The organism is Sphingobacteriaceae bacterium GW460-11-11-14-LB5, from assembly GCA_002151545.1.
Taxonomy (GTDB): Bacteria; Bacteroidota; Bacteroidia; order Sphingobacteriales; family Sphingobacteriaceae; genus Pedobacter.
In genome coordinates, this window is record CP021237.1 from 4,742,118 (window position 1) to 4,767,568 (window position 25,451).

Consider the following 25,451-nt stretch of genomic DNA (forward strand, 5'->3'; position numbering starts at 1 on the left):
ATAAGTTTACAAATGCCTCTCGGTTTATAAACGCCAACAATATCTGCAAAATTTGTAGTCATTCACCCCAAAGTGTGGAGAAACTCCACACCGTCAAAACTTTGGCACACACATAATCACCTGTAAAACAATAAATTAAACAAAATATACGATTTGGCATCATTGTGAAACATTAGCAAGTATTGTTACACAAATTAAATTTTAAAATATATACTATGAAAAAGTTCGTTTTAGCAGCAACCGTATTAGCATTAGCAGGATTCTCAGCAGTACAGGCAAGTGAAGTAAAAGATTTTAAAACTACTGCAATTGTTGCAGTTCAAGATAGCGCAGTGAAAACTCCGGTTAAATTGGAAGAACTTCCTGCTCCGGTAACAACAGCATTAAAATCTGATGCTTATAAAGGCTGGACCGCTACTGAAGCTTTCTCAGTTAAAGAAGGTACTAAAGAATATTATTTAATCAACGTTAAAAAAGAAGCTGAAACCGGTTCGGTTAAAATCGACAAAGACGGTAAACCAGTTCAATAATAATAAAAAGAGTTACCGCTCCATAATTAACGAGTATTTAACGTAACGCAAGTTACCAACCATATTTAAAACAGAATATCATGAAAAAGATCATTTTAGCCGCTACTTTAGCATTCGCAGGATTCACAGCTGTTCAAGCAAGTGAAGTAAATACAATCAAAAACGCTGCAATTGTTGCAGTTCAAGATAGTGCCGTAAAAACTCCGGTTAAACTGGAGGAATTACCTGAACCAGTAACCACCGCATTGAAATCTGATGCTTATAAAGGATGGACTGCAACTGAAGCTTTCTCGGTTAAAGAAGGCACCAAAGAGTATTATTTAATCAACGTTAAAAAAGAAGCTGAAACCGGTTCGGTTAAAATCGACAAGGACGGTAAACCAGTTCAATAATCTCAAATAATTACGCCACATAGGCATAATCAATATAAGCGCGGCCTTCGGGCTGCGCATAAACTAAAAAATATATCCCATGAAAAAATTAATTTTATCAGCTGCGTTCTTAGCTTTTGCAGGATTCTCAGCAGTACAGGCAAGTGAAGTAAATACAATCAAAAATGCTGCAATTGTTGCAGTTCAGGACAGTGCAGTAAAAACTCCGGTTAAACTGGAAGAGCTTCCTGCCCCAGTTACAACAGCATTAAAATCTGATGCTTATAAAGGATGGACCGCTACTGAAGCCTGGTCTGTTAAAGAAGGAACAAAGGAATACTATTTAATCAATGTTAAAAAAGAAGCAGAAACTGGTTCAGTTAAAATTGATAAAGACGGTAAGCCAGTACAATAAAACCCAAAATAATTACATCTACCTATTACAAGAAAGCCGGATTATGTCCGGCTTTTCTTATTTTTGTTACATGGCGAGAATCCTGATTTTAGAAGACGATACCACATTTGCTCAATTACTTGAAGGTTTTTTAACCAAAAACGGTCATGAAATCACCCTTGTAACCCAGGTAAAGCAATCATTTAAGCAAGTAGAAAACAATGAATTCGACTTACTTTTGATTGATTACCGTCTTCCGGATGGAACAGGTCTTGAAGTGCTTAGCCACATCCGTGATCTGGGTTTGTCTATACCCGCAATCGTAATGACCAGTTTTAATGATGTTAGAACTGCGGTCAGATCTATACAATTAGGTGCTTTTGATTACATTACCAAGCCGGTTAATCCGGATGAGTTATTAATGGTGATCAAAAATTCTTTAACTAAAAAGGATTTAAAGAGTGTTGAACCAAAAGAAACAAACAGTGATTTTATAAAAGGGAAAAGTGCAATTGCGGATAAACTGTATGAACACATCAATTTGGTAGCCCCAACTGATATGTCGGTAATTATACAGGGCGAAAGCGGTACAGGAAAAGAATTTGCTGCCAGAACCCTGCACCAGCAGAGCAAACGTGCCGATAAACCTTTTGTGGCCATAGATTGCGGAGCTTTATCGAAAGATTTAGCGGCCAGCGAATTATTCGGACATGTAAAAGGTGCTTTTACCGGTGCATTAAACGACAAAAAAGGACAGTTTGAGGCTGCAAACGGCGGAACTTTGTTTTTAGATGAAGTGGGCAACCTGAGCTACGAAGTACAGATTAAATTACTCCGGGCATTACAAGAAAGGGTAATCCAGCCTTTGGGCAGTACCAAACAGATTCCGGTAAATGTGCGCATTATTACGGCTACGAATGACGACCTGGCCAATAGCATGCAACAGGGAGAATTTAGAGAAGATTTATATCACCGGCTAAATGAGTTTAAAATCCAGCTTCCACCATTGAGAGATAGAGGCGGAGATTTGGAACTATTTATCAACCATTTTATACAGCTATCAAACCGCGATTTAGAACGGAACGTGAAAAGTGTTTCGAGTGAGGCCAAAGCACTTCTGCTGAGTTACGATTGGCCAGGAAATCTGAGAGAACTCAGCAATGTGATTAAACGCATGGTTTTATTGAGTCCTGGTGATGTTGCCCAAATTAATGCATTACCTGATGAAATGATGATATCTGTCCATCATCAATCCGCCCCAGGTAATTCATCCGACCTGAAAGCAGTGAATGAACAGAATGAAAAAGCTTTGATTACTGAAACCTTGATCAAAGTGAGGCATAACAAATCAAAAGCGGCCAAGATTTTAAACATCGACCGTAAAACGCTTTATGCTAAAATGGAGCGATATGGCATAGAATAATTACTCCGCACTGGCGTAATCCATCTCTTCCATGAAGGCAATTAAACTATCTAATTTTCTGATCTGTAATAAAACTTCAGACTTAATATTTTTAGTTAAGCCTTTTTCGGCAATTTCTATTTCCAGGAGCCGGAATGCATTTGCTAACGTTTTTGAACCCATCTGTGCTGTCCGTCCGGCCAGGCGATGAACCAATAACCTCGCCTGATCCGGATCATTATCGGTTAAATGTTTTTTCAGCAATGCAGCATCATCTATAGAATCCTGTTTAAAACGGTTCAATATTTTCTCCAACATTTGCTGGTCGCCAAAGGTCATTTTCTCAATGGAAGAAAAATCGACTTCTGGTTGTTCGGTTAAAATTTCGGCCCGGTCAAATATAGAAAGGATATCTACAGCCCTAAACGGTTTCATAATCAGCCCATCAAAACCTTCGCTTAAAACCATTTCGCGTTCTTCTGGTAAAACCTGTGCGGTAATGGCGTAAAATTTAATGTGAGCTGGGAGTTTCTTTTTTAATAAATGACAAAGTTCGAAACCCGTCATTTCTGGCATGCGCATATCAACCAATATATATTTTAAGTCCAGTTCAGGTTCTGCATGCAAGATATCGGCCACCTGGGTGAAACTTCTAAATGGGATTTTGTTTTTCTGAAAAATCATTCCACACAAATCGAGAATAAGTTTATCATCATCAATTGCCCAAACTGTGCCTGGATTTACAATGGCATAATGTTCTAAATCAAGGGTATCGCTTACACGTTCGGTGGTATTTTCATATTTCATGTAAATATTAAATGTAGTACCCATGCCCGGTTTACTTTTCACATAAATTCTTCCACCTTGTGTTTCGATCAAAGATTTAACGATAGGCAACCCCAAACCTGTTCCAGCCTGATTAATAATATATTTCTCTGGAGATTCGATCTGCTCAAATTCATTAAATATTTTAGGAATATCTTTTTCTTCGAAGCCAATTCCCGTATCTGTTATGGTAAAATGAAAGTGCAGGTCATCTCCTTGCTTTTTATATGAAACGGATAAGTTAATTTCACCTTTCAGGGTAAACTTTACAGCGTTGCCCAACAAATTAAATAAAATCTGCTTTAATCTAAATGCATCGCCCTTTACAAATTCAAGCTGGGCAAGATCAAGTTTTGCGTTTAATTGCAGCGATTTCTGTTCTGCGAGTGGCCGCATGACCGAAACTACCTCATCCAGGGCTTTTCTGATATTGAATACCTGGTTATTGAAACTAAATTCACCTGAAATAATCCGGTTATAATCTAATACCTCGTTCACGATCTGAAGTAAATGAATGGAAGATTGATAAATCGCATCCACATCTTTCTTATTCGGTACCTCCTGCTGGGTAATCAGCTCAGCATAGCCTAAAATAGATTGTAGCGGTGTCCTGATCTCGTGACTCATGTTCGACAAGAACCGTTGCTTCGCTTTACCATGGTATTCTGCTTCATCTTTAGCAAGCTCTAAGGCCCTTCTGTATCGGTTACTTTTTGTAATGTCAGCCAAAATTAAATACAGGAGAATAACTGTTAACAGAAAAAAGATAATAATAATGGTGGTGATCTGCGTAATCCCGTCATTAACCACTTCTTTGGCCTGTATACCATTTAAATCTACCTGGGCCACTGCTTCACCCTCCACCTCTCTTAAAATCTGCAGCATTTGGGCAGTTAAAGCATTACTGGCATTGGATAAATCCGCTTCACGTTTTAAAAATTTCTGGCTTTTCTGACGTTGCTCCAGTTCGATGTTTTTTAACGAACCGGTCATACTCTTCATGATGCTGTCTTCCGCCTTTGCATTTAAGGTATCGCGTTTTACTTTAAACTCTTCGTTAATAATTTTATATACCTCCGATTTTTTCTTTCCAAAAAGCTTGGTGAAAAAATTCCGCGATTTCTTCTCTTCTTCAGGCGCAACTGTCGTGGTAGAGGTGGTTGTTTCTGTTGTTAAAACCGCACTATCGGTTTGTCTTGCCCTTATCGCAACCAGTTCATTTAATTTCTGAACTTCATCAGAGAACGATTTGGTATTCACCAATGTTTCTCTCACCTTTAAATAATTGATAAATTGCTTATCCCGGTCGGTTAGCAGATTCTTGATCGACTTTATCCGTGCCAGCTGGGCAGAATCGCCCCTGTACAGTTTACGTAAGGTATCTAAACTGTTTCTTAACTTACGTGATTCTTTCAGAAAACTATAGGTACCTTGTTTATTGAATGCCTCATCCCTTTGCAACTGATCTAACCGGGCAATTTTGTGCGAGAGATCATTTACAATCCTTAAGCGGTCGTTCGGGGCCGAAATTTCTTCAACAGTATCCAGCATCCGTGTAAAAGCAAACTTGCTGATGCCCCATGCCATTAACAAAGCAAAACAGGCAAACAGGAAACCTATAATTACTTTACTTTTTATTGCCCGGAAGAAACGCTTTTGGATAACAGCAGCCATTTAATTCAGATTATGTATGATAAACCCTAATGATAACGGTTTAACCTGTAGAATTGATATGTATTTATCTTTTACAAATAACGTACCACAAGAAAAATTGATTAAAAAACTTTAATTTTAATCGCCTAAAAAAACAAACTATGAACCGTATCGACCGACTTTTCGGAATCTTAACCCTGCTTCAATCCCGAAAATACATTACTGCAGAAAAAATTGCGGAAAGATTTGATATGAGTATTCGTACAGTTTATCGCGATATCAAAGCATTGGGAGAACAGGGGATACCGGTAAGTTTTGAGCAACATAAAGGTTATTATCTGGTTCAGGGTTATTTCCTGCCACCAGTTTCTTTTAATATGGACGAAGCCAATGCGCTGCTATTGGTTGAAAGTTTAGTGAATGGATTTGCCGATAACTCGATCCGTACCCATTATTCTACAGCACTGACAAAAGTAAAAGCAGTATTAAAAACGGGTCAAAAAGAAAAGCTCGAAACCTTAAATCAACATATAAAACTGCAGATTCCGGAAAGGCTAAATTTTAACTTCGAATACCTGTCACTTATTCAGCATGCCATAGCCGAAAAACACCTGATCGAACTCGATTATAAAAACAATAAAGAAGAAGTGAGCAAAAGAGAAGTAGAGCCAATTGGCCTGATTTTTTATGCCTTTAGCTGGCATTTAATTGCCTGGTGCCATTACCGTAATGAATACCGTGATTTTAACCTCACCCGAATCATCTGCCTTAAAAACCTGGGCATTCCTTTCAAAAAAACGCAGCACATGCCACTGAGCGAATACATGCATCTGCTTCCTGTAAATTATTAAAAATAATATTTTTCACGCTGCCATAGGGTTGTCAGTGGGCTGTATTTTCTTTGTGTAAACAAACATCAAAATCATGAGTATAGCCGATTTATTACTAATGGATTTAAACACCGCAGAAAAAACAAAACAGAAAAATATGGACATTATTAAATTATTATTGAAAGAGTTGGAAGCCGAATTTAATACCACAAAAAAATTCCTGGCTATTGTACCGGTTGACAAATTCGACTGGGCACCACACGAAAAAAGCATGAAAATGAAATCGCTTGCAGTTCATATTGCCGATCTGCCGAGCTGGGTTTCACTGGCTTTAACTACTGATGGGCTGGATTTCGAAACAGCACCTTATGTAGAACAACCTGTCGAAAATGCCAATGACCTGGTTAAAATTCTGGAAGAAAATTATGCAAAAGGAAAAGCGGAATTAGAAAAAGCTACAGAAGAAAGCTTGAATGGACGTTGGGTATTGAGTATGGGCAAACAGGTACTGGCCGATTATTCTAAATATGAAACCATCCGTCATTCGCTTAGCCAAACATCTCATCACCGGGCTCAACTGGGTGTTTATTTAAGATTATTGGATATTCCAATCCCTGGAAGTTATGGGCCAAGTGCCGATGACCAGAATTTTTAGTTTGTTATCATTTTTTTGAATGGGCTGTTGACACCTGGTGCGTTTCAACAGCCCGTTTTGAAATGACGGTTGGATTACCTGGCAATCTTGATATTCCATCTCCACTTTGCTACTTTTAGCAATGAAAAAAATATTGGCAATCTCCGGGAGTACGAAAACGGTATCAACCAATGGGCTCTACATTAAGGCTATCTCCCGGCTTTTGGACGTTGACTTTGAGGTAACAAACTTTTCATCCATTGCAGATATTCCACATTTCAATCCTGATTTAGACCAGGAAAATCCGCCAAAGGCGATAGAAGACCTTCGCTTAGCCATTCAAAGGGCAGAAGGCATCATTATCTCAACCCCAGAATACGCGATGGGTTTACCGGGTTCGCTAAAAAACCTGCTCGATTGGACCGTAAGTTCAGCATCATTTTCCTGGAAACCTGTTTTAGCGCTCGTTGCCTCCACACAGGGCGAAAAAGCTTATCAATCGCTCATCGATATTTTAACCGTAATTGAAGCGAGGGTATCGCCCCAGTTGATTTCATTTGCAAAATCGAAGATCGACAATGAGGCGGCAATTACAGATAAAGAAACTTTAACCGCACTCAAAAGCACTGTTGATTCATTTGTTGCCAGCCTGGAGAATGGATAACACGATTTATTTCCGTAAAATTGCAGCATGAACAATAACTCTGCAACCCGTTTAAATAAATTCATCAGTGAAAGTGGATTATGTTCACGCCGTGAAGCAGACCGTTATATCGAAAAAGGCACCGTTTTCATCAACGGGAAAAGAGCTAAAGTAGGCGATCAGGTTTTTGCGGGCGATAAAGTGATGGTAAACGGCCATAATATCGAACCTAAAGAAGAAAGTAATTTCATCCTCTTGGCTTTTAACAAGCCTGTTGGCATTACCAGTACTACAGAAGGCAGCGTACGCGATAATATTGTTGATTATGTCAATCATAGCGAAAGGATATTTCCCATTGGCCGTTTGGATAAAGATTCCTCAGGTCTGATCTTCCTGACCAATAATGGCGATATCGTTAACAAAATTTTAAGGGCAGGAAATAAACATGAAAAGGAATACGTAGTTACCGTTAATAAACCCATCACCGAAGATTTCATTTTCGAGATGAGTAACGGTGTTCCCATCCTGGGGGTAAATACGCGTAAATGTAAGGTACGTCAGATTAGTACATTCGTATTTAATATTATCTTAATTCAGGGTTTAAACAGGCAGATCCGCAGAATGTGCGAGCATTTTGGTTATGAAGTGACCAAATTAGAGCGTACACGTATCATGAATATCAATTTAAAAGGCATTCCGACAGGAGAATTTAGGGAACTTACAGAAGAGGAGATGAAGAGTATCACCAAAAGTGTCGAAAATTCATCTTCTGAAGCTAAATCAAAGCCAAAAAGTGCTGCTAAGAAAAAAGCCAATGCCTGGGAAGAAATCCCTGAACTTAGGGAAGAACAGCCTAAAAAATCTTTTAAGGCAAAATCATCAGGCCAAAAATCTTCTGGCAAAAAACAGACTGGTCATTCAGGCTCAAAACCCACTGGTAAAAGTAACACCGGAAACAGAAACTCGAAACCTGCAAAAGGTAAGCCTGCAAGCAAGTCAAATACAAGAGGCAGAGGAAGATAAGCCAAGCAATTGTAAAATTCGGTCTTATCTAAGTGCCTTATACCTTGCACCTTTTTACCTTCTGCCTTTTTTAAGTACCTTTGCAACAAATGGTAACAGCAAAAAAAACCGATATCCGTGCATTAGATTTGCCTCAATTGCAACAACACCTGGTAGCAATGCAACAGCCTGCATTTAGGGCCAAGCAAATTTACCAGTGGCTTTGGGAAAAGTCGGCTACGAGTTTCGAGCAAATGAGTAATCTTTCTAAGGATCTTCGTAAAGCATTGGATGAAACCTTTGCTATTAATGCTGTTCAGGTCAACAATTCTCAATTCAGTAACGACCATACCATAAAAAATACTTTCAGGCTAGCCGACGGCAATATTGTAGAAGGGGTTTTAATTCCTCTCGAAGACCGCATGACGGCCTGTGTAAGCTCGCAAGTAGGTTGTAGTTTAACCTGTAAATTCTGTGCAACCGGCTACATGGATCGTAAGCGTAATTTAAATGCTGATGAGATTTATGATCAGGTAGTATTAATCGATAAGCAGGCTAAACAGAACTATAATAACCCCCTTACCAATATCGTGTATATGGGCATGGGCGAGCCGCTGTTGAATTATGCCAATGTATTGAAGTCTATTGAGCGTATTACTGCTCCAGATGGCTTAAACATGAGCTATAAGCGCATTACAGTTTCTACTGCTGGTATTGCTAAAATGATCAAGAAATTGGGCGACGATGGCGCAAAATTTAATCTGGCACTTTCGCTTCATGCGGCCGATGATAAAAAGCGTAATGAGATCATGCCTATCAATGAGGCCAACTCGTTAAAAGCGCTGGCAGATGCCCTTAAATACTATTTTGCCAAAACCAAAAATCCGGTAACTTACGAATACATCGTTTTTAATCATTTTAACGATGAAATTTCTGATGCCATGGATTTAGCTAAATTCTGCAAACATATCCCTTGCAAGGTAAACCTTATTGAATATAACCCGATTTCTTTCGCCGATTTCACCAATGCAGAAGGCGATAAGATCGATGCTTTTTCTAATTACTTAAAAAGTCAGGGAATCAATACCAATATCCGCCGTAGCCGTGGGAAAGATATTGATGCCGCTTGTGGCCAGTTAGCGGTAAAAGAAGAAGCCGCCAACGCATAATTTAATCTAGCTATTTAAGTAGTCCACTTCAACAAAGTACATCTTTTCAAATAAATATATTTTTTGGAGCGCAATTTCTGCACCATGTAGGCCGGGTTCTGTCCTGCTGTGCGCTGCAATCCTTTTGGATAGTTGTATTATCAACAATATAGCTTTAACCAAAAGGGATTTCCACTGCCATCAGGGCTATTCAAGCTGGGCTGGAGCTATAACAACAGAGAAGATGGCATATACTCAGCGGGGATCAGCGTAATCTGCGGGAACTAAATCCTTAACTTTCTTAACTGCTTAATGGTAATTAAGAGTAAAAAGTTTACAAAAGCTTATAAACCAAGAAAACCCTTTAACATTGCTGTTAAAGGGTTTCTTTTAAGATTTGGCACCGACCTACTCTCCCACGTGTTACCGCAGTACCATCGGCTCTGGTGGGCTTAACTTCTCTGTTCGGAATGGGAAGAGGTGGACACCACCGATATAGGCACCTAAATATTTTTATATCGATTTCAATATTTCAAATTATGCAGCCTTAAAACACATGGCCTTGTATATAACCAAGAAAACCCTTCAACATTACTGTTAAAGGGTTTCTTTTAAGATTTGGCACCGACCTACTCTCCCACGTGTTACCGCAGTACCATCGGCTCTGGTGGGCTTAACTTCTCTGTTCGGAATGGGAAGAGGTGGACACCACCGATATAGGCACCTAAATATTTTATTGAGGTAGAAGGTGGAGGGTTGTAGGGTATAAGGTTCACCCTTATGCCTATCTGCCTTTCGCCTTAAACCTTAAACATGATTGAAAGAAGTTATTATGAAGAACAAACAACAGTCTGTTTGCTTTGAAAGCTTCGGATGATTAGTACTACTCGACTGTGCTGTCGCCAGCTTTACATCTGTAGCCTATCAACGTAGTAGTCTGCTACGGTCCTATATGGAATTCTCATCTCGTGGCTAGTTTCGCACTTAGATGCTTTCAGCGCTTATCTATTCCCAGCGTAGCTACTCTGCAATGCCCCTGGCGGAACAACAGATTCACTAGAGGCTAGTCCAACCCGGTCCTCTCGTACTAAGGTCAGCCCCACTCAAAATTCCTACGCCCACAACAGATAGGGACCGAACTGTCTCGCGACGTTCTGAACCCAGCTCGCGTGCCACTTTAATCGGCGAACAGCCGAACCCTTGGGACCTTCTCCAGCCCCAGGATGTGACGAGCCGACATCGAGGTGCCAAACCTCCCCGTCGATATGAGCTCTTGGGGGAGATCAGCCTGTTATCCCCAGCGTACCTTTTATCCTTTGAGCGATGGCCCTTCCATGCAGAACCACCGGATCACTATATCCGTCTTTCGACCCTGATCGACTTGTCTGTCTCACAGTCAAGCAAGCTTATGCTATTGCACTCCGCGTACGGTTACCAAGCGTACTGAGCTTACCTTTGAAAGCCTCCGTTACCTTTTTGGAGGCGACCACCCCAGTCAAACTACCCATCAAACAATGTCTCCCGTAAGTACGGGATTAGACACCGAATACAGAAAGGGTGGTATTTCAACGTTGGCTCCACGACGCCTAGCGACGCCGCTTCAAAGCCTCCCACCTATCCTACACATCCTGTATCCAATGTCAATGTTAAATTGTAGTGAAGGTGCATGGGGTCTTTCCGTCCCGTTGCGGGTACCCGGCGTCTTCACCGGGACCACAATTTCACCGAGCTCATGGCTGAGACAGCGCCCAGATCGTTACACCATTCGTGCAGGTCGGAACTTACCCGACAAGGAATTTCGCTACCTTAGGACCGTTATAGTTACGGCCGCCGTTTACTGGGGCTTCGATTCAATGCTTCTCCTTGCGGATGACATCCCCTCTTAACCTTCCAGCACCGGGCAGGTGTCAGGCCTTATACCTCATCTTTCGATTTTGCAAAGCCATGTGTTTTTGTTAAACAGTCGCCTGGGCCTTTTCACTGCGGCTGACATTGCTGCCAGCGCCCCTTCTCCCGAAGTTACAGGGCCATTTTGCCGAGTTCCTTAGCCATGATTCACTCGAGCACCTTAGAATCCTCTTCCCGGATACCTGTGTCGGTTTGCGGTACGGGTTTTTATAACCTGAAGCTTAGCGGTTTTTCTTGGAAGTCTGATTACCTGCACTATCCACTCACCCGAAGGCTTGCGGTACTATCGACTTTCAGCTAGATCGGCGGATTTGCCTACCGTTCTAATACCTACTGTCTTTAACGATCTATTCCGTCAGATCGCGGCAGTGTCACTACTCCGTCCCCACATCGCAGTTATAAAAAGTACTGGAATATTAACCAGTTGTCCATCGAATTTCCCCTTCGGGTTCTCCTTAGGTCCCGACTGACCCTGATCCGATTAGCGTTGATCAGGAAACCTTATCCTTTCGGTGGGCGGGTTTCTCTCCCGCCTTATCGTTACTTATGCCTACATTTGCTTTTCTAGAAGCTCCAGCACCCATTACCAGGTACCTTCGCTGCCGCTAGAATGCTCCCCTACCGATATATTTCAATCCCATAGCTTCGGTGTACAGTTTAATGCCCGTTTATTATCCATGCCCGATCGCTCGACTAGTGAGCTGTTACGCACTCTTTAAATGAATGGCTGCTTCCAAGCCAACATCCTAGCTGTCTGTGCAATCGGACCTCGTTAGTTCAACTTAACTGTAACTTGGGGACCTTAGCTGATGGTCTGGGTTCTTTCCCTCTCGGCGCGTGACCTTAGCACCCCGCGCCTCACTGCAGATCATATTTCATAGCATTCGGAGTTTGTCTGGATTTGGTAGGATTTGACTCCCCCGCACCCAATCAGTAGCTCTACCTCTATGAAACTTAATATCCACGCTGTTCCTAAAAACATTTCGGGGAGTACGAGCTATTTCCCAGTTTGATTAGCCTTTCACCCCTACCCACAGATCATCCGGAAACTTTTCAACGTTTATCGGTTCGGTCCTCCAGTACGTGTTACCGCACCTTCAACCTGTCCATGGGTAGATCACAAGGTTTCGCGTCTACCCCCTCTGACTATACGCCCTATTCAGACTCGCTTTCGCTTCGGATCCGTGCCTGAAGCACTTAACCTTGCCAGAGAGGAGTAACTCGTAGGCTCATTATGCAAAAGGCACGCCGTCACGCAACTTGTACGCTCCGACCGCTTGTAAGTACACGGTTTCAGGTTCTATTTCACTCCCCTGTTCGGGGTTCTTTTCACCTTTCCCTCACGGTACTGGTTCACTATCGGTCTCTCAGGAGTATTTAGCCTTACCGGATGGTGCCGGCAGATTCCCACAAGGCGTCTCCGACCTCGCGGTACTCAGGATACTGCTAGGCTAGCATTCTATACGTGTACCGGGCTATCACCGTGTATCGCTGGGCTTCCCATCCCATTCCACTTCTGTTTGCTAATGCCACAACGCAGTCCTACAACCCCCACTTTGCCGTAACAAAGTAGGTTTGGGCTCTTTCCCTTTCGCTCGCCACTACTTAGGAAATCATTGTTATTTTCTCTTCCTCTGCTTACTTAGATGTTTCAGTTCGGCAGGTTTGCTCATTATATGTGACTAGTCTTCAACTAGCCGGGTTGCCCCATTCGGAAATCTTCGGATCAATTCCTATTTGCAAATACCCGAAGCTTATCGCAGCTTATCACGTCCTTCATCGCCTCTGAGAGCCAAGGCATCCCCCGTGTACTCTTTATTACTTTCTTCTACTCATACGCCTTTTGCGCCGTATGGTATGCTTTTTTGCTCTTGTTATGATGTCTCATACCGTTGTCTGGATTGCTCCTTCTTCCGGTGAGCACAAACACAACAGTCGCCTATTGTTGTTTGCTCTTCTTTTTTAACTTCTTCCAATATGTCAAAGAACTTTATTAAGGTTGAAGGTGGAGGGTATAAAGGTAGGGGGTTTCATTGTCCCCTAACTAAGCCTCGTTTCAGCCTTATTAGTAAAAACTGCGGTCTCGAACCGTTTCAGATGTTTTCTTTATTACATCCGTGCCCCATGGCGTTTCTTCTTAATCTTTATGTCAATGTATATTACCGATCCCGGTAACCTTTGTATTATGTGGTGGAGAATAACGGAGTCGAACCGTTGACCTCCTGCGTGCAAGGCAGGCGCTCTAGCCAGCTGAGCTAATCCCCCAGAGTGTCGTTACCAGTTAACAGTTGTCGTTTCCAGTTATCAAAACCGTTCACTGTAAACTGCCAATTGAAAACTCAAACGTGTAGTCCCGTCCAGATTTGAACTGGAGACCCCTACATTATCAGTGTAGTGCTCTAACCAGGCTGAGCTACGGGACTGTTGATTTAAGGTCGGCTATCGTATGCAGTATATAGTATCTTACCGCTACTGCTTTCCTTTGGCTTTCCCCATCTTTAGGTTCCGTTATGCTTTGCCCTTAGGCCATGGCACACCGTTGTCTTCTGGGTGTTTCTTTTTTTCTCTTGTGTTTTTTAAAGTATCCGGTATGGCATGGTGGCCTTAAGCCTTCTACCTTATTACCCTCTACCTTATTTAGAAATATCATGTTGCGTGGCGAGTAGGCGGTGCTACTCCAGAAAGGAGGTATTCCAGCCGCACCTTCCGGTACGGCTACCTTGTTACGACTTAGCCCCAGTTATCGGTTTTACCCTAGGACGCTCCTTGCGGTTACATACTTTAGGTACCCCCAACTTCCATGGCTTGACGGGCGGTGTGTACAAGGCCCGGGAACGTATTCACCGCGTCATTGCTGATACGCGATTACTAGCGAATCCAACTTCATGGGGTCGAGTTGCAGACCCCAATCCGAACTGTGAATGGCTTTGTGAGATTCGCATACCGTTGCCGGCTAGCTGCCCTCTGTACCATCCATTGTAGCACGTGTGTAGCCCCGGACGTAAGGGCCATGATGACTTGACGTCGTCCCCTCCTTCCTCTCTGTTTGCACAGGCAGTCTGTTTAGAGTCCCCATCATTACATGCTGGCAACTAAACATAGGGGTTGCGCTCGTTGCGGGACTTAACCCAACACCTCACGGCACGAGCTGACGACAGCCATGCAGCACCTAGTTTCGTGTGATTGCTCACTGATCTATCTCTAGATCATTCACTAACTTTCAAGCCCGGGTAAGGTTCCTCGCGTATCATCGAATTAAACCACATGCTCCTCCGCTTGTGCGGGCCCCCGTCAATTCCTTTGAGTTTCACTCTTGCGAGCGTACTCCCCAGGTGGAACACTTAACGCTTTCGCTTAGCCGCTGACTGTGTATCGCCAACAGCGAGTGTTCATCGTTTAGGGCGTGGACTACCAGGGTATCTAATCCTGTTTGATCCCCACGCTTTCGTGCCTCAGCGTCAATAAGACCATAGTAAGCTGCCTTCGCAATCGGTGTTCTGAGACATATCTATGCATTTCACCGCTACTTGTCTCATTCCGCCTACCTCTAGTCCATTCAAGCCCATCAGTATCAAGGGCACTGCGATAGTTGAGCTACCGTCTTTCACCCCTGACTTAACAGGCCGCCTACGCACCCTTTAAACCCAATAAATCCGGATAACGCTTGGATCCTCCGTATTACCGCGGCTGCTGGCACGGAGTTAGCCGATCCTTATTCTTCCGGTACATTCAGCTATTTACACGTAAATAGGTTTATTCCCGGATAAAAGCAGTTTACAACCCATAGGGCAGTCTTCCTGCACGCGGCATGGCTGGTTCAGAGTTGCCTCCATTGACCAATATTCCTTACTGCTGCCTCCCGTAGGAGTCTGGTCCGTGTCTCAGTACCAGTGTGGGGGGCCATCCTCTCAGATCCCCTAGTCATCGTCGCCTTGGTGGGCCGTTACCCCGCCAACTAGCTAATGACACGCATGCCCATCTTCATCCCATAAATGTTTGATCATTGGATAATGCCATCCTGTGATTTTATGCGGTATTAATCCGGATTTCTCCGGGCTATCCCCCAGATAAAGGTAGGTTGCATACGCGTTACGCACCCGTGCGCCACTTTCATATCCAGCAAGCTGGATAATCTCGTTCGACTTGCATGTATTAGGCCTGCCGCTAGCGTTCATCCTGAGCCAGGATCAAACTCTCCATTGTAAAATGTGTTGTAAGATGCTGACCAGTTTTAACTATTGTTAAAAATAGTCTTCTTTTTGTTATGTTGTCTGTTAGACACCACCTTTAAAATAAAGCTACGTAATCATGTACTTTGATCGGTACTCCATTACCTCGCTACGCTACATTGACATCTCTTTTAAGAACTTGTTGATCTGGTAAACCTCGCGGCCGATCATTTATATATCTTCGGTTTCAGTTCCGGCCGGTCTTATTCGTCCAACCTGTGTTTCAATCCGTTTCAATCTTTTTTTGTTACCTTCCCGACATCCGCCGTTCCGATTTTTTTACCCTTCCTTTTGGTTGGGAGTGCAAAGGTAAGGATCTTTTTTAAACTTCCAAATAAAATAAATTTTATTTTTTTCGTCTTCTTTTTTTCCTCTTCCCCTTATTTCAATATGCCGGTGTTAACCAGCTTTCCGTCCTTCCGAACCGGGCTGCAAAGGTAGCAATCTTTTCTTCTCCCGCAATATTTATTTTAAAATAAATACCGACCCAATCACTCTAATACCATCCTTTCAATAAAACCCTTCCTCCGAAGCGGGATGCAAAAGTAGGAAAAATTAATGCTTCTGCAAAGCTTTTCTGCCGATTAACCAAAGGCCTGAGGTAACTCCATGGTTTTCAACAGGAAAAAATGTTGCGACGGGCAAAACTTTTTAAGGAAACAAGTGTTTATTGGCGCGCCGCCCAGACAATCCCGAAGTTTTTCCTGCACCCGGCCACTTGAAACTTAGGAAGTCAGTGCCATCTAAACCCGATAGCAGCGGGCATCCCGACCTAAAGTCGGGATAAAGCGGATAGCGGGGACATACCTATATAGTAGCACTAAACCTGCTTTGCTAAAAAAAAGACCTTCTATCTAATATACCGCAGTCTTCACAAATATTTTATAAATTAGTTAGATGTTGCTGGTTAAACAATGGACTTCTGATTTATTTGGATTATTATTTCCAAATTTATGCCATGCGTGCGGAACTCACCTGTTTCGGCATGAGCAGTTGATTTGTTTAAAATGTTTATATGATCTCCCTTTTACAGACTATCACCAAGATGCAGATAACAGGGTTGCCAGGCAATTATGGGGCCGCTTACCTCTAAACGCTGCAATGGCCATGTTATATTTTAGAAAAGGAGCCAAGGTTCAAAATTTAATTCACAGCTTAAAATACAATGGCAAAACCGATGTTGGGGTACTATTAGGTAACATGCTGGGAGAACGGTTAAAAACCGAGGTTCTTTACCAAGATATTAATATCGTGATCCCGGTTCCCTTACACCGAAAAAAATATAAGATTAGAGGATATAACCAAAGTACCTTTATTGCAGAAGGAATTGCAGCACAAATGGGAATTGAAATTAGCGAAGATCACCTTATCCGGAATACTTCTACCGAAAGTCAAACTAAAAAAAGCAGGTATAACCGTTATGAAAACATGAAAGATGTTTTTCAGGTCAATTCTCCTGAAGACATCAGTGGTAAACATATTTTACTGGTTGATGATGTAATTACTACCGGGGCAACACTTGAAGCGTGCGCCAATACACTCTTAGCTATTGGGGCAGCTAAAGTGAGTATTGCGGCACTTGCCTTTGCAGAATAATACGATTGTATGGTTTAAGTGCTATTGTAAGTAGCCAAACATTTTTCTAAGTTTGATTTATGCGTTTACATATTGGTTTAGTGCTTTTAATCTTATTCCTTACTTCAGCTTGCCGGAAGGGGGAACGCATTACCTCAGACCCAAATGCTAAACTGAACATTGCTAATCAGGAGGTATTATTTGATACCATTTTTACTTCTGTAGGCTCAATAACGAAAAGAATAAAGATTACCAACAAAAATAATGATGCGGTTAAAGTATCAGAAATCAGGTTATCGGGTGGCAGCAATTCGGCGTTTAGCCTTAACATTAACGGGGAGCCAACACAAAACAAAAATGACCTCATCATAAACGGCCAGGATTCAATCAATCTTTTTGTTAAAGTTTCGATCAACCCAAATTCAACCAACCTCCCCTTCCTGGTTCAGGATTCCATCATATTAAATACAAATGGCAACAGACAGGTAATTCAGCTTTTAGCCTATGGACAGAATGCTGTATTTGTTAATGAATCGACAATTAATACCAATACCATCTGGACAAAAGCTTTACCTTATATTATCAATGGATCTTTAACGGTTAAAAGCGGGACTTCACTAACCATCCAGCCTGGGACCAAAATTTATTTTCATAAGGATGCTAATTTAAATATAGAAGGAAACCTAACAGTTAATGGCAGCCTTACTCAGCCTGTACTATTTTGTAGCGATAGACTCGAAAGAACATATAGTGATGAGCCCGGCCAATGGAAAGGGATTTTCTTAAAACGAAGCGGATATGGGCTTATTAAAAATGCGATCATCAAAAATGCATCTGTTGGCATTACCTCCGATTCTTTATCCGTTAATAATAATCCAAAATTAATTTTAAGCAATAGCCTTATTAAAAACATGCAGGTGGCGGCTTATATCGGCTACCATTCAGAACTGCTCGCTTTTAATAATGTAATGTATAACTGTGGGAATTATTTAATTTATGCAGTAGGAGGGGGGAATTACAATTTGAAGCAGAATACTTTTGCGGGTTATAACTTAAATTTCCCACGCAAAACCGCTTCCTTGAGTTTTTCAGATTATTTATCGGCAAATGCTTATAATAAACTTCAAATAGATTTAACCAATAATATTATCTGGGGCAGTTTAACGAATGAACTGGATATCCAAAAGAAAACTGCTGCAATAGTGCAGCTGAATTTATGGAGCAATTTAATCCGATCCAGCAACAACGCCTACAGTAACAATGGCAATATTTTAAACACCGACCCTCTTTTTGTTAATAAAGAACTGGAGAATTTTGAGCTGGCTGCCAATAGCATTGCCCGAAAAAAGGGCACTGACTTAAGCACCGACCCCTATTTTAATTATCTTATTAAGGATGCGAAAGGGGATACAAGAATTTATCCCTCAACCTTAGGCAGTTACGAGAAATAATTTATTTTTTTTATTTTCTGAAAACAAAACGGCGAGAATTTCCGTTTATATATTCGAGAGCGTTAATTTAGATGGTAAGGGTCGATATTTCTTCTAAGAATATCGGCCCTTTACTTTTAAAAAAAGTTTTTTGAAAAACCTACATCCTCTTAATCGCAATCCTATATCATCAAAAATATTTTTTTTAAAGTTAGTGTTAGTGCTAATGGCAGCCTGCAGTCCCGCTTTTCCTCCTGCCGTTTTAAAAGCTCAGTAAAAAAGGTATTTATCAATTAAAACGGCATCCGTTCAATCGGGCTTAGTTAACAGAGTCAGTATTTAAATACCGCTTATAAACCAAAAAGCAGCTACAAATTAATGCAACTGCTTTATTTATTTGTTTTGTTGTAAAATTATTCAACGGTTACGGATTTGGCCAAATTTCTAGGCTGATCTACATTACAACCACGCATTACCGCAATATGATATGATAATAACTGTAGTGGAATGGTTGCTATAAGTGGTAAAAAGGCTTCATTGGCGTCAGGAATTTCGATACAATAATCGGCCATTTTCTTCACTTCGGTATCGCCCTGCGTTACAATGGCAATCACTTTTCCTTTTCTGGCTTTTACTTCCTGTATATTACTAATCACTTTCTCGTACGATGAATTTTGCGTTGCAATAAAAACTACTGGCATTTCTTCATCAATTAAAGCGATCGGACCATGTTTCATTTCTGCAGCAGGGTAACCTTCTGCATGGATATATGAAATTTCTTTCAGTTTCAAAGCACCTTCTAAGGCTACAGGGAAACCACTGCCTCTCCCCAAGAACAAACAGTTAGTAGAATCTTTGATTTTTTCTGCTACCTCTTTAATCAGATCGTTCGACTCAAGTGCCACCTGGATCTTTTCAGGGATATTATCCAGTTCAGTTAAAAGCTCTATTAATTTTGAAGTGGTAATGGTTCCTTTTTGCTGCGCCATATAAAAGGCCATCAACGTTAAAACCGTTACTTGTGCGGTAAATGCTTTTGTTGATGCTACACCAATTTCTGGTCCGGCATGTGTGTAAACACCAGCATGGGTTAAACGCGGGATGGAGGCACCGGCAACATTACAGATCCCAAAAATAGTTGCCCCCCGTTCTTTGGCCATCTCTATAGCCGCCATGGTATCGGCAGTTTCTCCAGATTGTGAAATGGCAATTACCACATCTTTTTCAGTAATGATCGGATTTCTGTACCTGAACTCTGAAGCATATTCTACCTCAACCGGGATTCGCGCATATTCTTCAATCAGATATTCGCCAACCAAACCTGCATGCCATGAGGTTCCGCAGGCCACAATAATAATCCGGTCTATATTTTTTAATTTCTCTGCAAATTCTTTGATCCCGCCAAGCTGAACCTTCCCTTCTTCAGGATAAATACGCCCCCGCATACAATCTTTAATCGAACGTGGCTGCTCATAAATCTCTTTAAGCATGAAGTGATCGAAGCCACCCTTCTCTAACATTTCGAGCTTTAACTCCAGTTCCTGAATTAGCGGGGTTTGGACTACATTATCTAACTGTTTAATCAACAGGTCCTCCCTGGTCATCAGGGCAATTTCGCCATCCTTTAGGTAAATTACATTTTTGGTATATTCAATAATCGGCGTAGCATCAGAAGCAATGAAATATTCTCCATTTCCAACACCAATTACCATTGGACTACCTTTTCTTGCCGCAATTAAACGATCCGGGTGTTCTTTATCCATGATCACGATGGCGTAGGCTCCATTTACTTCGCGTAAGGCCAAACGAACCGCTTCTAAAAGATCTATATTTTCAATTTCCTGGATTTCTTCAATCAAATGAATCAACACTTCTGTATCCGTATCACTTTTAAACTCATGCCCACGGTTAGTCAATTCTTCCTTTAAGGTGGCATAATTTTCTATAATCCCGTTGTGGATGATAGAAAGCTTTCCATTATTAGAGGTGTGTGGGTGAGAGTTCCGATCTGAGGGTACACCATGCGTAGCCCAACGGGTATGCCCCATACCACTAGTGCCCGATTTATCATGGGCCTCAGCAAATTCTTCTAAAACAGCTACTTTTCCTGCTTTTTTATAAATATGCTGACCACTGTTATTCATCAGCGCAATACCGGCGCTATCATAACCACGGTATTCTAATCTTTTAAGACCTTTCAGTACAATTGGCCAGGCTTCTCTGTAACCAATATAGCCTACTATTCCACACATAAGTTTATATCACATTAATTTGCCAAATATATAAAACAAACGTTTGTTTTAAAGAAAAAAAGCCGATAAACTTACTTCACAAAAAAAGCAGCTACAAATTAATGTAACTGCTCATGCTATTGTATTGCCAACGGGGTTGGTGTATAATCTTATTTATAAAGTGGGAAAGCGCTTACCAGTTTAATCACTTCAGCTTTTACACTATTCAGGTTAGCTTCATCCTCCGGGTTGGTTAGAACCTGATCGATTAAATCGACAATCTTTTCCATTTCAGTTTCTTTTAAACCACGGGTTGTGATTGCCGCAGTACCTACACGGATACCTGAAGTTACAAATGGAGATTTATCATCGAAAGGAACCATATTCTTGTTCACTGTAATTTCAGCTTTCTCTAAAGCATTTTCTGCTACTTTACCAGTGATATTTTTATTCCGAAGATCGATCAGCATTAAGTGGTTATCTGTACCACCAGAAATAATACCATATCCTTTCGCTACAAATGCCTTGGCCATTGCCTGTGCGTTAGCAGCTACTTGTTTAATGTATGTTCCGTACTCCTCGCTTAAAGCTTCGCCAAAAGCAATTGCTTTAGCCGCAATAATATGCTCTAACGGACCACCTTGTGTACCAGGGAAAACGGCCATATCAAGCAAGTTGCTCATTAAACGGATTTCGCCTTTAGGTGTTTTTAATCCCCATGGGTTCTCGAAATCCTGTCCCATCATAATCATACCACCACGTGGACCACGTAACGTTTTGTGAGTTGTAGTGGTTACAATATGGCAATGTGGAAGTGGGTTGGCCAACAATCCTTTTGCGATTAAACCTGCCGGGTGAGAAATATCAGCTAAAACCAAAGCGCCAATTTTATCAGCTACCGAACGGATAAAAGCATAATCCCACTCGCGAGAATAAGCAGATGCGCCACAGATGATTAATTTAGGTTTTTCGGCTAAAGCAACTTCTTCTAATTTTTTATAGTCAATTAATCCGGTTTCCTTTTCAACACCATAAAATAAAGGCTGGTATAATTTACCCGAAAAGTTAACGGGCGAACCATGAGTTAAGTGACCTCCATGAGAAAGATCAAATCCTAATATTTTATCACCTGGCTGCAAAATGGCAAGCATTACTGCTGCGTTAGCTTGTGCACCAGAGTGTGGCTGAACATTTACCCATGCTGCACCGAACAACTCTTTTGCCCTATCGATAGCAATTTGCTCTACTACATCCACTACCTGGCAACCGCCATAGTAACGTTTTCCTGGTAAGCCTTCAGCATATTTATTGGTTAGTACCGATCCGGCAGCTTCCATTACCTGCTTACTTACAAAGTTTTCTGATGCAATAAGCTCTAAACCATGTTCTTGGCGGTTTAACTCCTTATCAATAAGTTCAAAAATTTGGTTGTCGCGTGTCATCATTATATGAGGTTTGTATTTTTTTTGCAAAAGTAAGAAATTCAAATTTAATTTAGGCTCTATTAGGATAATGCTTTCACATTAAAGTTGTTAAAGCCGCTCCCAATGGTTATCTCTACGATTTGTTGCTGCAACATTTCTAAAATAGCCAGGAAATTATAAACAAAATGCACTTTATTCTCCGAATTTTTAAGGACTAGGGCGAAATCGATCTGTTTATTAATATCAAGCAAATTGGCAATAAAGTGTTTTTGCTGTTCGATAGTATAGGGATATTGAACAACAGTATGTTTAACCTCCTCACTGCGCAGTTCATACTTCTGCATCGTTCGGTGGTAAATGGTTAAAAGCTTATACAAATCCAATGATAAAAGTTCATCCTGATGCGTGGAGGATGCAGCTGCCAGGGTTAGATCATATGCAATATTACCGCGTTGATCCTGTTTAAACCGTTCCTCTTCAAAAACTTTCATTTCTTCTGCTGCAGATTTAAACTGTTTGTAGGCAATTAGCCTGGCGATCAGGTCCTGTTCCGAATTAATTTCATTTCCGGCCTCATCTACCTCAATCCTTGGCAAAAGCATTTTAGATTTAATGCGCATCAAAGTTGCGGCCACTAAAATAAATTCGCTGGCCACTTCTACATTCAAGGCCAGGAGCTGATGGATATAGGCCAAAAAATCGTTCGTAATTTTAGCAATCTCCACATCCTGGATATTAAGCTCATCCCGTTCAATAAAGAACAGTAATAAATCGAAGGGGCCTTCGAATACCGGAAGTTTTATTTCAAAATTCTCTGCCTGCATGTGAAGAGACAAACATAATGAAAATTTTCAGGTACTCTAACTTAAAACGCTACACGCAATCATCAGCCGCTCTTCGCCAAACGCTCCATGCTAAGCCCTCATCGCCAACCGCTTAACGCTTAAGAATAAACCAGTATTTTTCTTTTCTATATTAAAACAAATTTACCTTACTTTGTATCTTGTTTTTTACCATAAATTTCGAATGCAAGTAAAAGCTGGCCCCCTATTATCTAAAATCAACTATCCCGCTGATTTAAAGCAATATAGCGACTCTGACTTAGAACAAATAAGCCAGGAATTACGACAGTATATTATTGATGTTGTGAGTGTAAATGGTGGCCATTTTGGCGCCAGTTTAGGTGTTGTTGAATTAACAGTTGCCTTACATTATGCGCTAAATACCCCCTACGATAAATTAGTTTGGGACGTAGGTCATCAGGCATATGGGCACAAAATTTTAACAGGCCGTAGAGATTTATTCCATACCAACCGGGTATACGGCGGAATTAGCGGTTTCCCGAAAATTTCTGAAAGCGAATATGATACTTTTGGTGTAGGCCACTCTTCTACTTCTATTTCGGCTGCTTTGGGCATGGCGGTAGCCTCGCAATTAAAAGGTGAAACAGACAGACAGCATGTGGCTGTTATTGGCGATGGTGCCATGACTGCAGGTTTAGCTTTTGAAGGTTTAAACCATGCCGGGATTGAAAACAGTAATGTGCTGGTCATCTTAAATGATAACTGCATGTCTATCGATCCCAATGTAGGTGCGCTTAAGGAATATTTAACCAGCATTACCATCTCGAAATCGTACAACCGTTTCCGTGATGACATCTCTCATGTACTTACCGGATTATCTAAACTTGGTCCTAACGCACACAAGTACGTTAAGAAAATAGAGAAAAGTATTAAAGGCACCTTACTGAAACAAAGTAATTTATTTGAAGCCTTAAACTTTAGGTATTTCGGCCCTGTTGATGGGCACGATGTAAAACGTTTGGCACAAACCATAAAAGATTTATCAGCTATTCCTGGCCCTAAGCTTTTACACTGTATTACCGTAAAAGGAAAAGGTTTTGCATTAGCAGAGAAAGATCAGACCAAGTGGCATGCACCGGGCCTTTTTGATAAGATTACGGGAGAAATTAAAAAAAGCGTTCCTGATAAGCCGCAACCACCAAAATATCAGGATGTTTTTGGACATACCATGGTAGAACTGGCTGAGGCGAATGATAAAATTGTAGGCATTACGCCCGCTATGCCATCAGGCTCATCATTAAACATCATGATGAAAGCGATGCCAAAACGTGCATTTGATGTGGGTATTGCGGAGCAACATGCCGTGACTTTTTCAGCCGGTTTAGCTGCGCAAGGGCTGGTACCTTTTTGCAATATCTATTCGAGTTTTATGCAAAGAGCTTACGATCAGGTGATTCATGATGTGGCTATCCAAAAGCTAAACGTGGTTTTCTGTCTGGATAGAGCTGGATTAGCTGGTGCCGATGGTGCAACACACCATGGTGCTTACGACATTGCATACATGCGCTGCATCCCAAATTTGGTAGTCTCTTCTCCAATGAACGAAGAAGAGTTGCGAAACCTGATGTTTACCGCCCAGCAAGAAAATGTTGGCCCATTTGTAATCCGCTACCCACGTGGTAATGGTGTAATGCCTGATTGGAAACGACCATTTAAAGCATTAGAAATTGGCAAAGGACGTAAGATCTGTGATGGAGAGGATGTAGCGTTATTAACCATTGGTCATGTAGGTAACTTTGCTGTTGAAGCCCGCGCCGAACTGAACAGCGAAGGTTTTTATCCGGCACATTACGATTTACGTTTTGTAAAACCTTTAGATGAACAATTATTACATGAAGTTTTTGCCAAATACAAAAATGTAATTACGGTAGAAGATGGCTCATTACCCGGAGGGATAGGTTCTGCAGTATTGGAATTTATGGCCGATCATGGTTATCACGCCAATGTAATCCGCCTGGGTATTCCAGATCAATTTATCGAACATGGCGAACAGGCTGAACTTTGGGCTGAATGTGGATATGATAAAAATGCGATTGTTGAAACGGTTAGAAAAGTTGCCATCAAAAGAACAACCAATACTATGGCTGGTTAAATTAAGCCTAACATTTTTTATGTAGGAATATAGCCCTAACCTCAGCTATTATAATCAAAATATTAAGGAAATATTAAATTTTTTACTCAATTTTAATCCAATACCTAATAATAAGTATTGACAAATAGCACAACTACAAAAGAATAGCCTGAATCTATTTTATTCTTTTAAAAATCTACTTCAGTTTGCAAACAATTTCTAAGTTACTATGTTTACTGGTATTATATTTGTGCTAATACCAGCACACCTTAATAAAATAGTAATGAA

At 41.2% G+C, this 25,451-nt stretch carries 16 protein-coding genes, 2 tRNA genes and 4 rRNA genes; 12 read left to right on the top strand and 10 right to left on the bottom strand.

What is annotated here, in order from left to right; translation table 11 throughout:
* Positions 1 to 215: 215 nt before the first annotated feature.
* The 4 genes from CA265_19070 (at position 216) to CA265_19085 (ending at position 2,718) form a co-directional block, all read left to right on the top strand.
* Positions 216 to 530, top strand: coding sequence for a hypothetical protein (locus tag CA265_19070; GenBank protein ID ARS41642.1), 315 nt, complete (start codon positions 216 to 218; stop codon positions 528 to 530).
* 80 nt (positions 531 to 610) lie between these two features.
* Entirely contained in the window at positions 611 to 922 is a 312-nt protein-coding gene (locus tag CA265_19075; GenBank protein ID ARS41643.1) for a hypothetical protein, read from the top strand.
* A gap of 79 nt (positions 923 to 1,001) precedes the next feature.
* On the top strand, positions 1,002 to 1,316 hold the full coding sequence (locus tag CA265_19080) for a hypothetical protein (GenBank protein ID ARS41644.1): 315 nt from the start codon (positions 1,002 to 1,004) through the stop codon (positions 1,314 to 1,316).
* Between the two features lie 70 nt (positions 1,317 to 1,386).
* Positions 1,387 to 2,718 carry a sigma-54-dependent Fis family transcriptional regulator gene (locus tag CA265_19085; GenBank protein ARS41645.1) on the top strand — a complete coding sequence of 444 codons (1,332 nt, stop codon included), beginning with the start codon at positions 1,387 to 1,389 and terminating at the stop codon, positions 2,716 to 2,718.
* On the opposite strand, the gene CA265_19090 is transcribed toward CA265_19085, so the two are convergent.
* A complete protein-coding gene (locus CA265_19090) occupies positions 2,719 to 5,196 on the bottom strand; it encodes a hybrid sensor histidine kinase/response regulator (protein ARS41646.1) in 2,478 nt (825 codons plus the stop codon).
* A 140-nt stretch (positions 5,197 to 5,336) separates the two neighbouring features.
* Between CA265_19090 and CA265_19095 the strand changes: the two genes are divergently transcribed.
* The 5 genes from CA265_19095 (at position 5,337) to CA265_19115 (ending at position 9,453) form a co-directional block, all read left to right on the top strand.
* The gene (locus tag CA265_19095) at positions 5,337 to 6,026 is read left to right on the top strand and encodes a DNA-binding transcriptional regulator (protein ID ARS41647.1); all 690 of its coding nucleotides are present in this window, start codon (positions 5,337 to 5,339) and stop codon (positions 6,024 to 6,026) included.
* 73 nt (positions 6,027 to 6,099) lie between these two features.
* Positions 6,100 to 6,660 carry a damage-inducible protein DinB gene (locus tag CA265_19100; GenBank protein ARS41648.1) on the top strand — a complete coding sequence of 187 codons (561 nt, stop codon included), beginning with the start codon at positions 6,100 to 6,102 and terminating at the stop codon, positions 6,658 to 6,660.
* Between the two features lie 121 nt (positions 6,661 to 6,781).
* Positions 6,782 to 7,303, top strand: coding sequence for a hypothetical protein (locus CA265_19105; GenBank protein ID ARS41649.1), 522 nt, complete (start codon positions 6,782 to 6,784; stop codon positions 7,301 to 7,303).
* Between the two features lie 27 nt (positions 7,304 to 7,330).
* A complete protein-coding gene (locus CA265_19110; GenBank protein ARS41650.1) occupies positions 7,331 to 8,305 on the top strand; it encodes a 23S rRNA pseudouridine synthase F in 975 nt (324 codons plus the stop codon).
* 89 nt (positions 8,306 to 8,394) lie between these two features.
* On the top strand, positions 8,395 to 9,453 hold the full coding sequence (locus tag CA265_19115; protein ID ARS41651.1) for a 23S rRNA (adenine(2503)-C(2))-methyltransferase: 1,059 nt from the start codon (positions 8,395 to 8,397) through the stop codon (positions 9,451 to 9,453).
* 374 nt (positions 9,454 to 9,827) lie between these two features.
* Here CA265_19115 and rrf (CA265_19120) read toward each other — a convergent pair.
* The 6 genes from rrf (CA265_19120) to CA265_19145 all read right to left on the bottom strand — a co-directional run bounded on the left by rrf (CA265_19120) (position 9,828) and on the right by CA265_19145 (position 15,539).
* Positions 9,828 to 9,939 (bottom strand): 5S ribosomal RNA (gene rrf, locus CA265_19120).
* A 109-nt stretch (positions 9,940 to 10,048) separates the two neighbouring features.
* Positions 10,049 to 10,160 (bottom strand): 5S ribosomal RNA (gene rrf, locus CA265_19125).
* A 131-nt stretch (positions 10,161 to 10,291) separates the two neighbouring features.
* Positions 10,292 to 13,171: ribosomal RNA gene (locus CA265_19130) — 23S ribosomal RNA — on the bottom strand.
* A 357-nt stretch (positions 13,172 to 13,528) separates the two neighbouring features.
* Positions 13,529 to 13,605, bottom strand: a tRNA-Ala gene (locus CA265_19135).
* An 83-nt stretch (positions 13,606 to 13,688) separates the two neighbouring features.
* Positions 13,689 to 13,763: transfer RNA gene (locus tag CA265_19140), tRNA-Ile, on the bottom strand.
* Between the two features lie 255 nt (positions 13,764 to 14,018).
* Positions 14,019 to 15,539, bottom strand: a 16S ribosomal RNA gene (locus tag CA265_19145).
* The 16S, 23S and 5S rRNA genes sit together here with 2 tRNA genes alongside, the layout of an rRNA operon.
* A gap of 927 nt (positions 15,540 to 16,466) precedes the next feature.
* Between CA265_19145 and CA265_19150 the strand changes: the two genes are divergently transcribed.
* Both CA265_19150 and CA265_19155 read left to right on the top strand, forming a co-directional pair.
* Positions 16,467 to 17,165, top strand: a complete 699-nt coding sequence (locus tag CA265_19150) for an amidophosphoribosyltransferase (GenBank protein ID ARS41652.1) — start codon at positions 16,467 to 16,469, stop codon at positions 17,163 to 17,165.
* Between the two features lie 59 nt (positions 17,166 to 17,224).
* Positions 17,225 to 18,595, top strand: a complete 1,371-nt coding sequence (locus CA265_19155; GenBank protein ID ARS41653.1) for a hypothetical protein — start codon at positions 17,225 to 17,227, stop codon at positions 18,593 to 18,595.
* A 392-nt stretch (positions 18,596 to 18,987) separates the two neighbouring features.
* Here CA265_19155 and CA265_19160 read toward each other — a convergent pair whose 3' ends face one another.
* From CA265_19160 to CA265_19170, 3 genes are all read right to left on the bottom strand, one after another.
* Positions 18,988 to 20,826, bottom strand: coding sequence for a glutamine--fructose-6-phosphate transaminase (isomerizing) (locus CA265_19160; GenBank protein ID ARS41654.1), 1,839 nt, complete (start codon positions 20,824 to 20,826; stop codon positions 18,988 to 18,990).
* A 149-nt stretch (positions 20,827 to 20,975) separates the two neighbouring features.
* The gene (glyA, locus tag CA265_19165; protein ID ARS41655.1) at positions 20,976 to 22,247 is read right to left on the bottom strand and encodes a serine hydroxymethyltransferase; all 1,272 of its coding nucleotides are present in this window, start codon (positions 22,245 to 22,247) and stop codon (positions 20,976 to 20,978) included.
* A 62-nt stretch (positions 22,248 to 22,309) separates the two neighbouring features.
* Positions 22,310 to 23,053: a chromosome segregation protein ScpA gene (locus CA265_19170; GenBank protein ARS41656.1), complete on the bottom strand. Its 744-nt coding sequence runs from the start codon at positions 23,051 to 23,053 to the stop codon at positions 22,310 to 22,312.
* Positions 23,054 to 23,255: 202 nt separating this feature from the next.
* On the opposite strand from CA265_19170, the gene CA265_19175 reads away from it, so the two are divergent.
* On the top strand, positions 23,256 to 25,184 hold the full coding sequence (locus CA265_19175; GenBank protein ID ARS41657.1) for a 1-deoxy-D-xylulose-5-phosphate synthase: 1,929 nt from the start codon (positions 23,256 to 23,258) through the stop codon (positions 25,182 to 25,184).
* Positions 25,185 to 25,451: the final 267 nt, after the last annotated feature.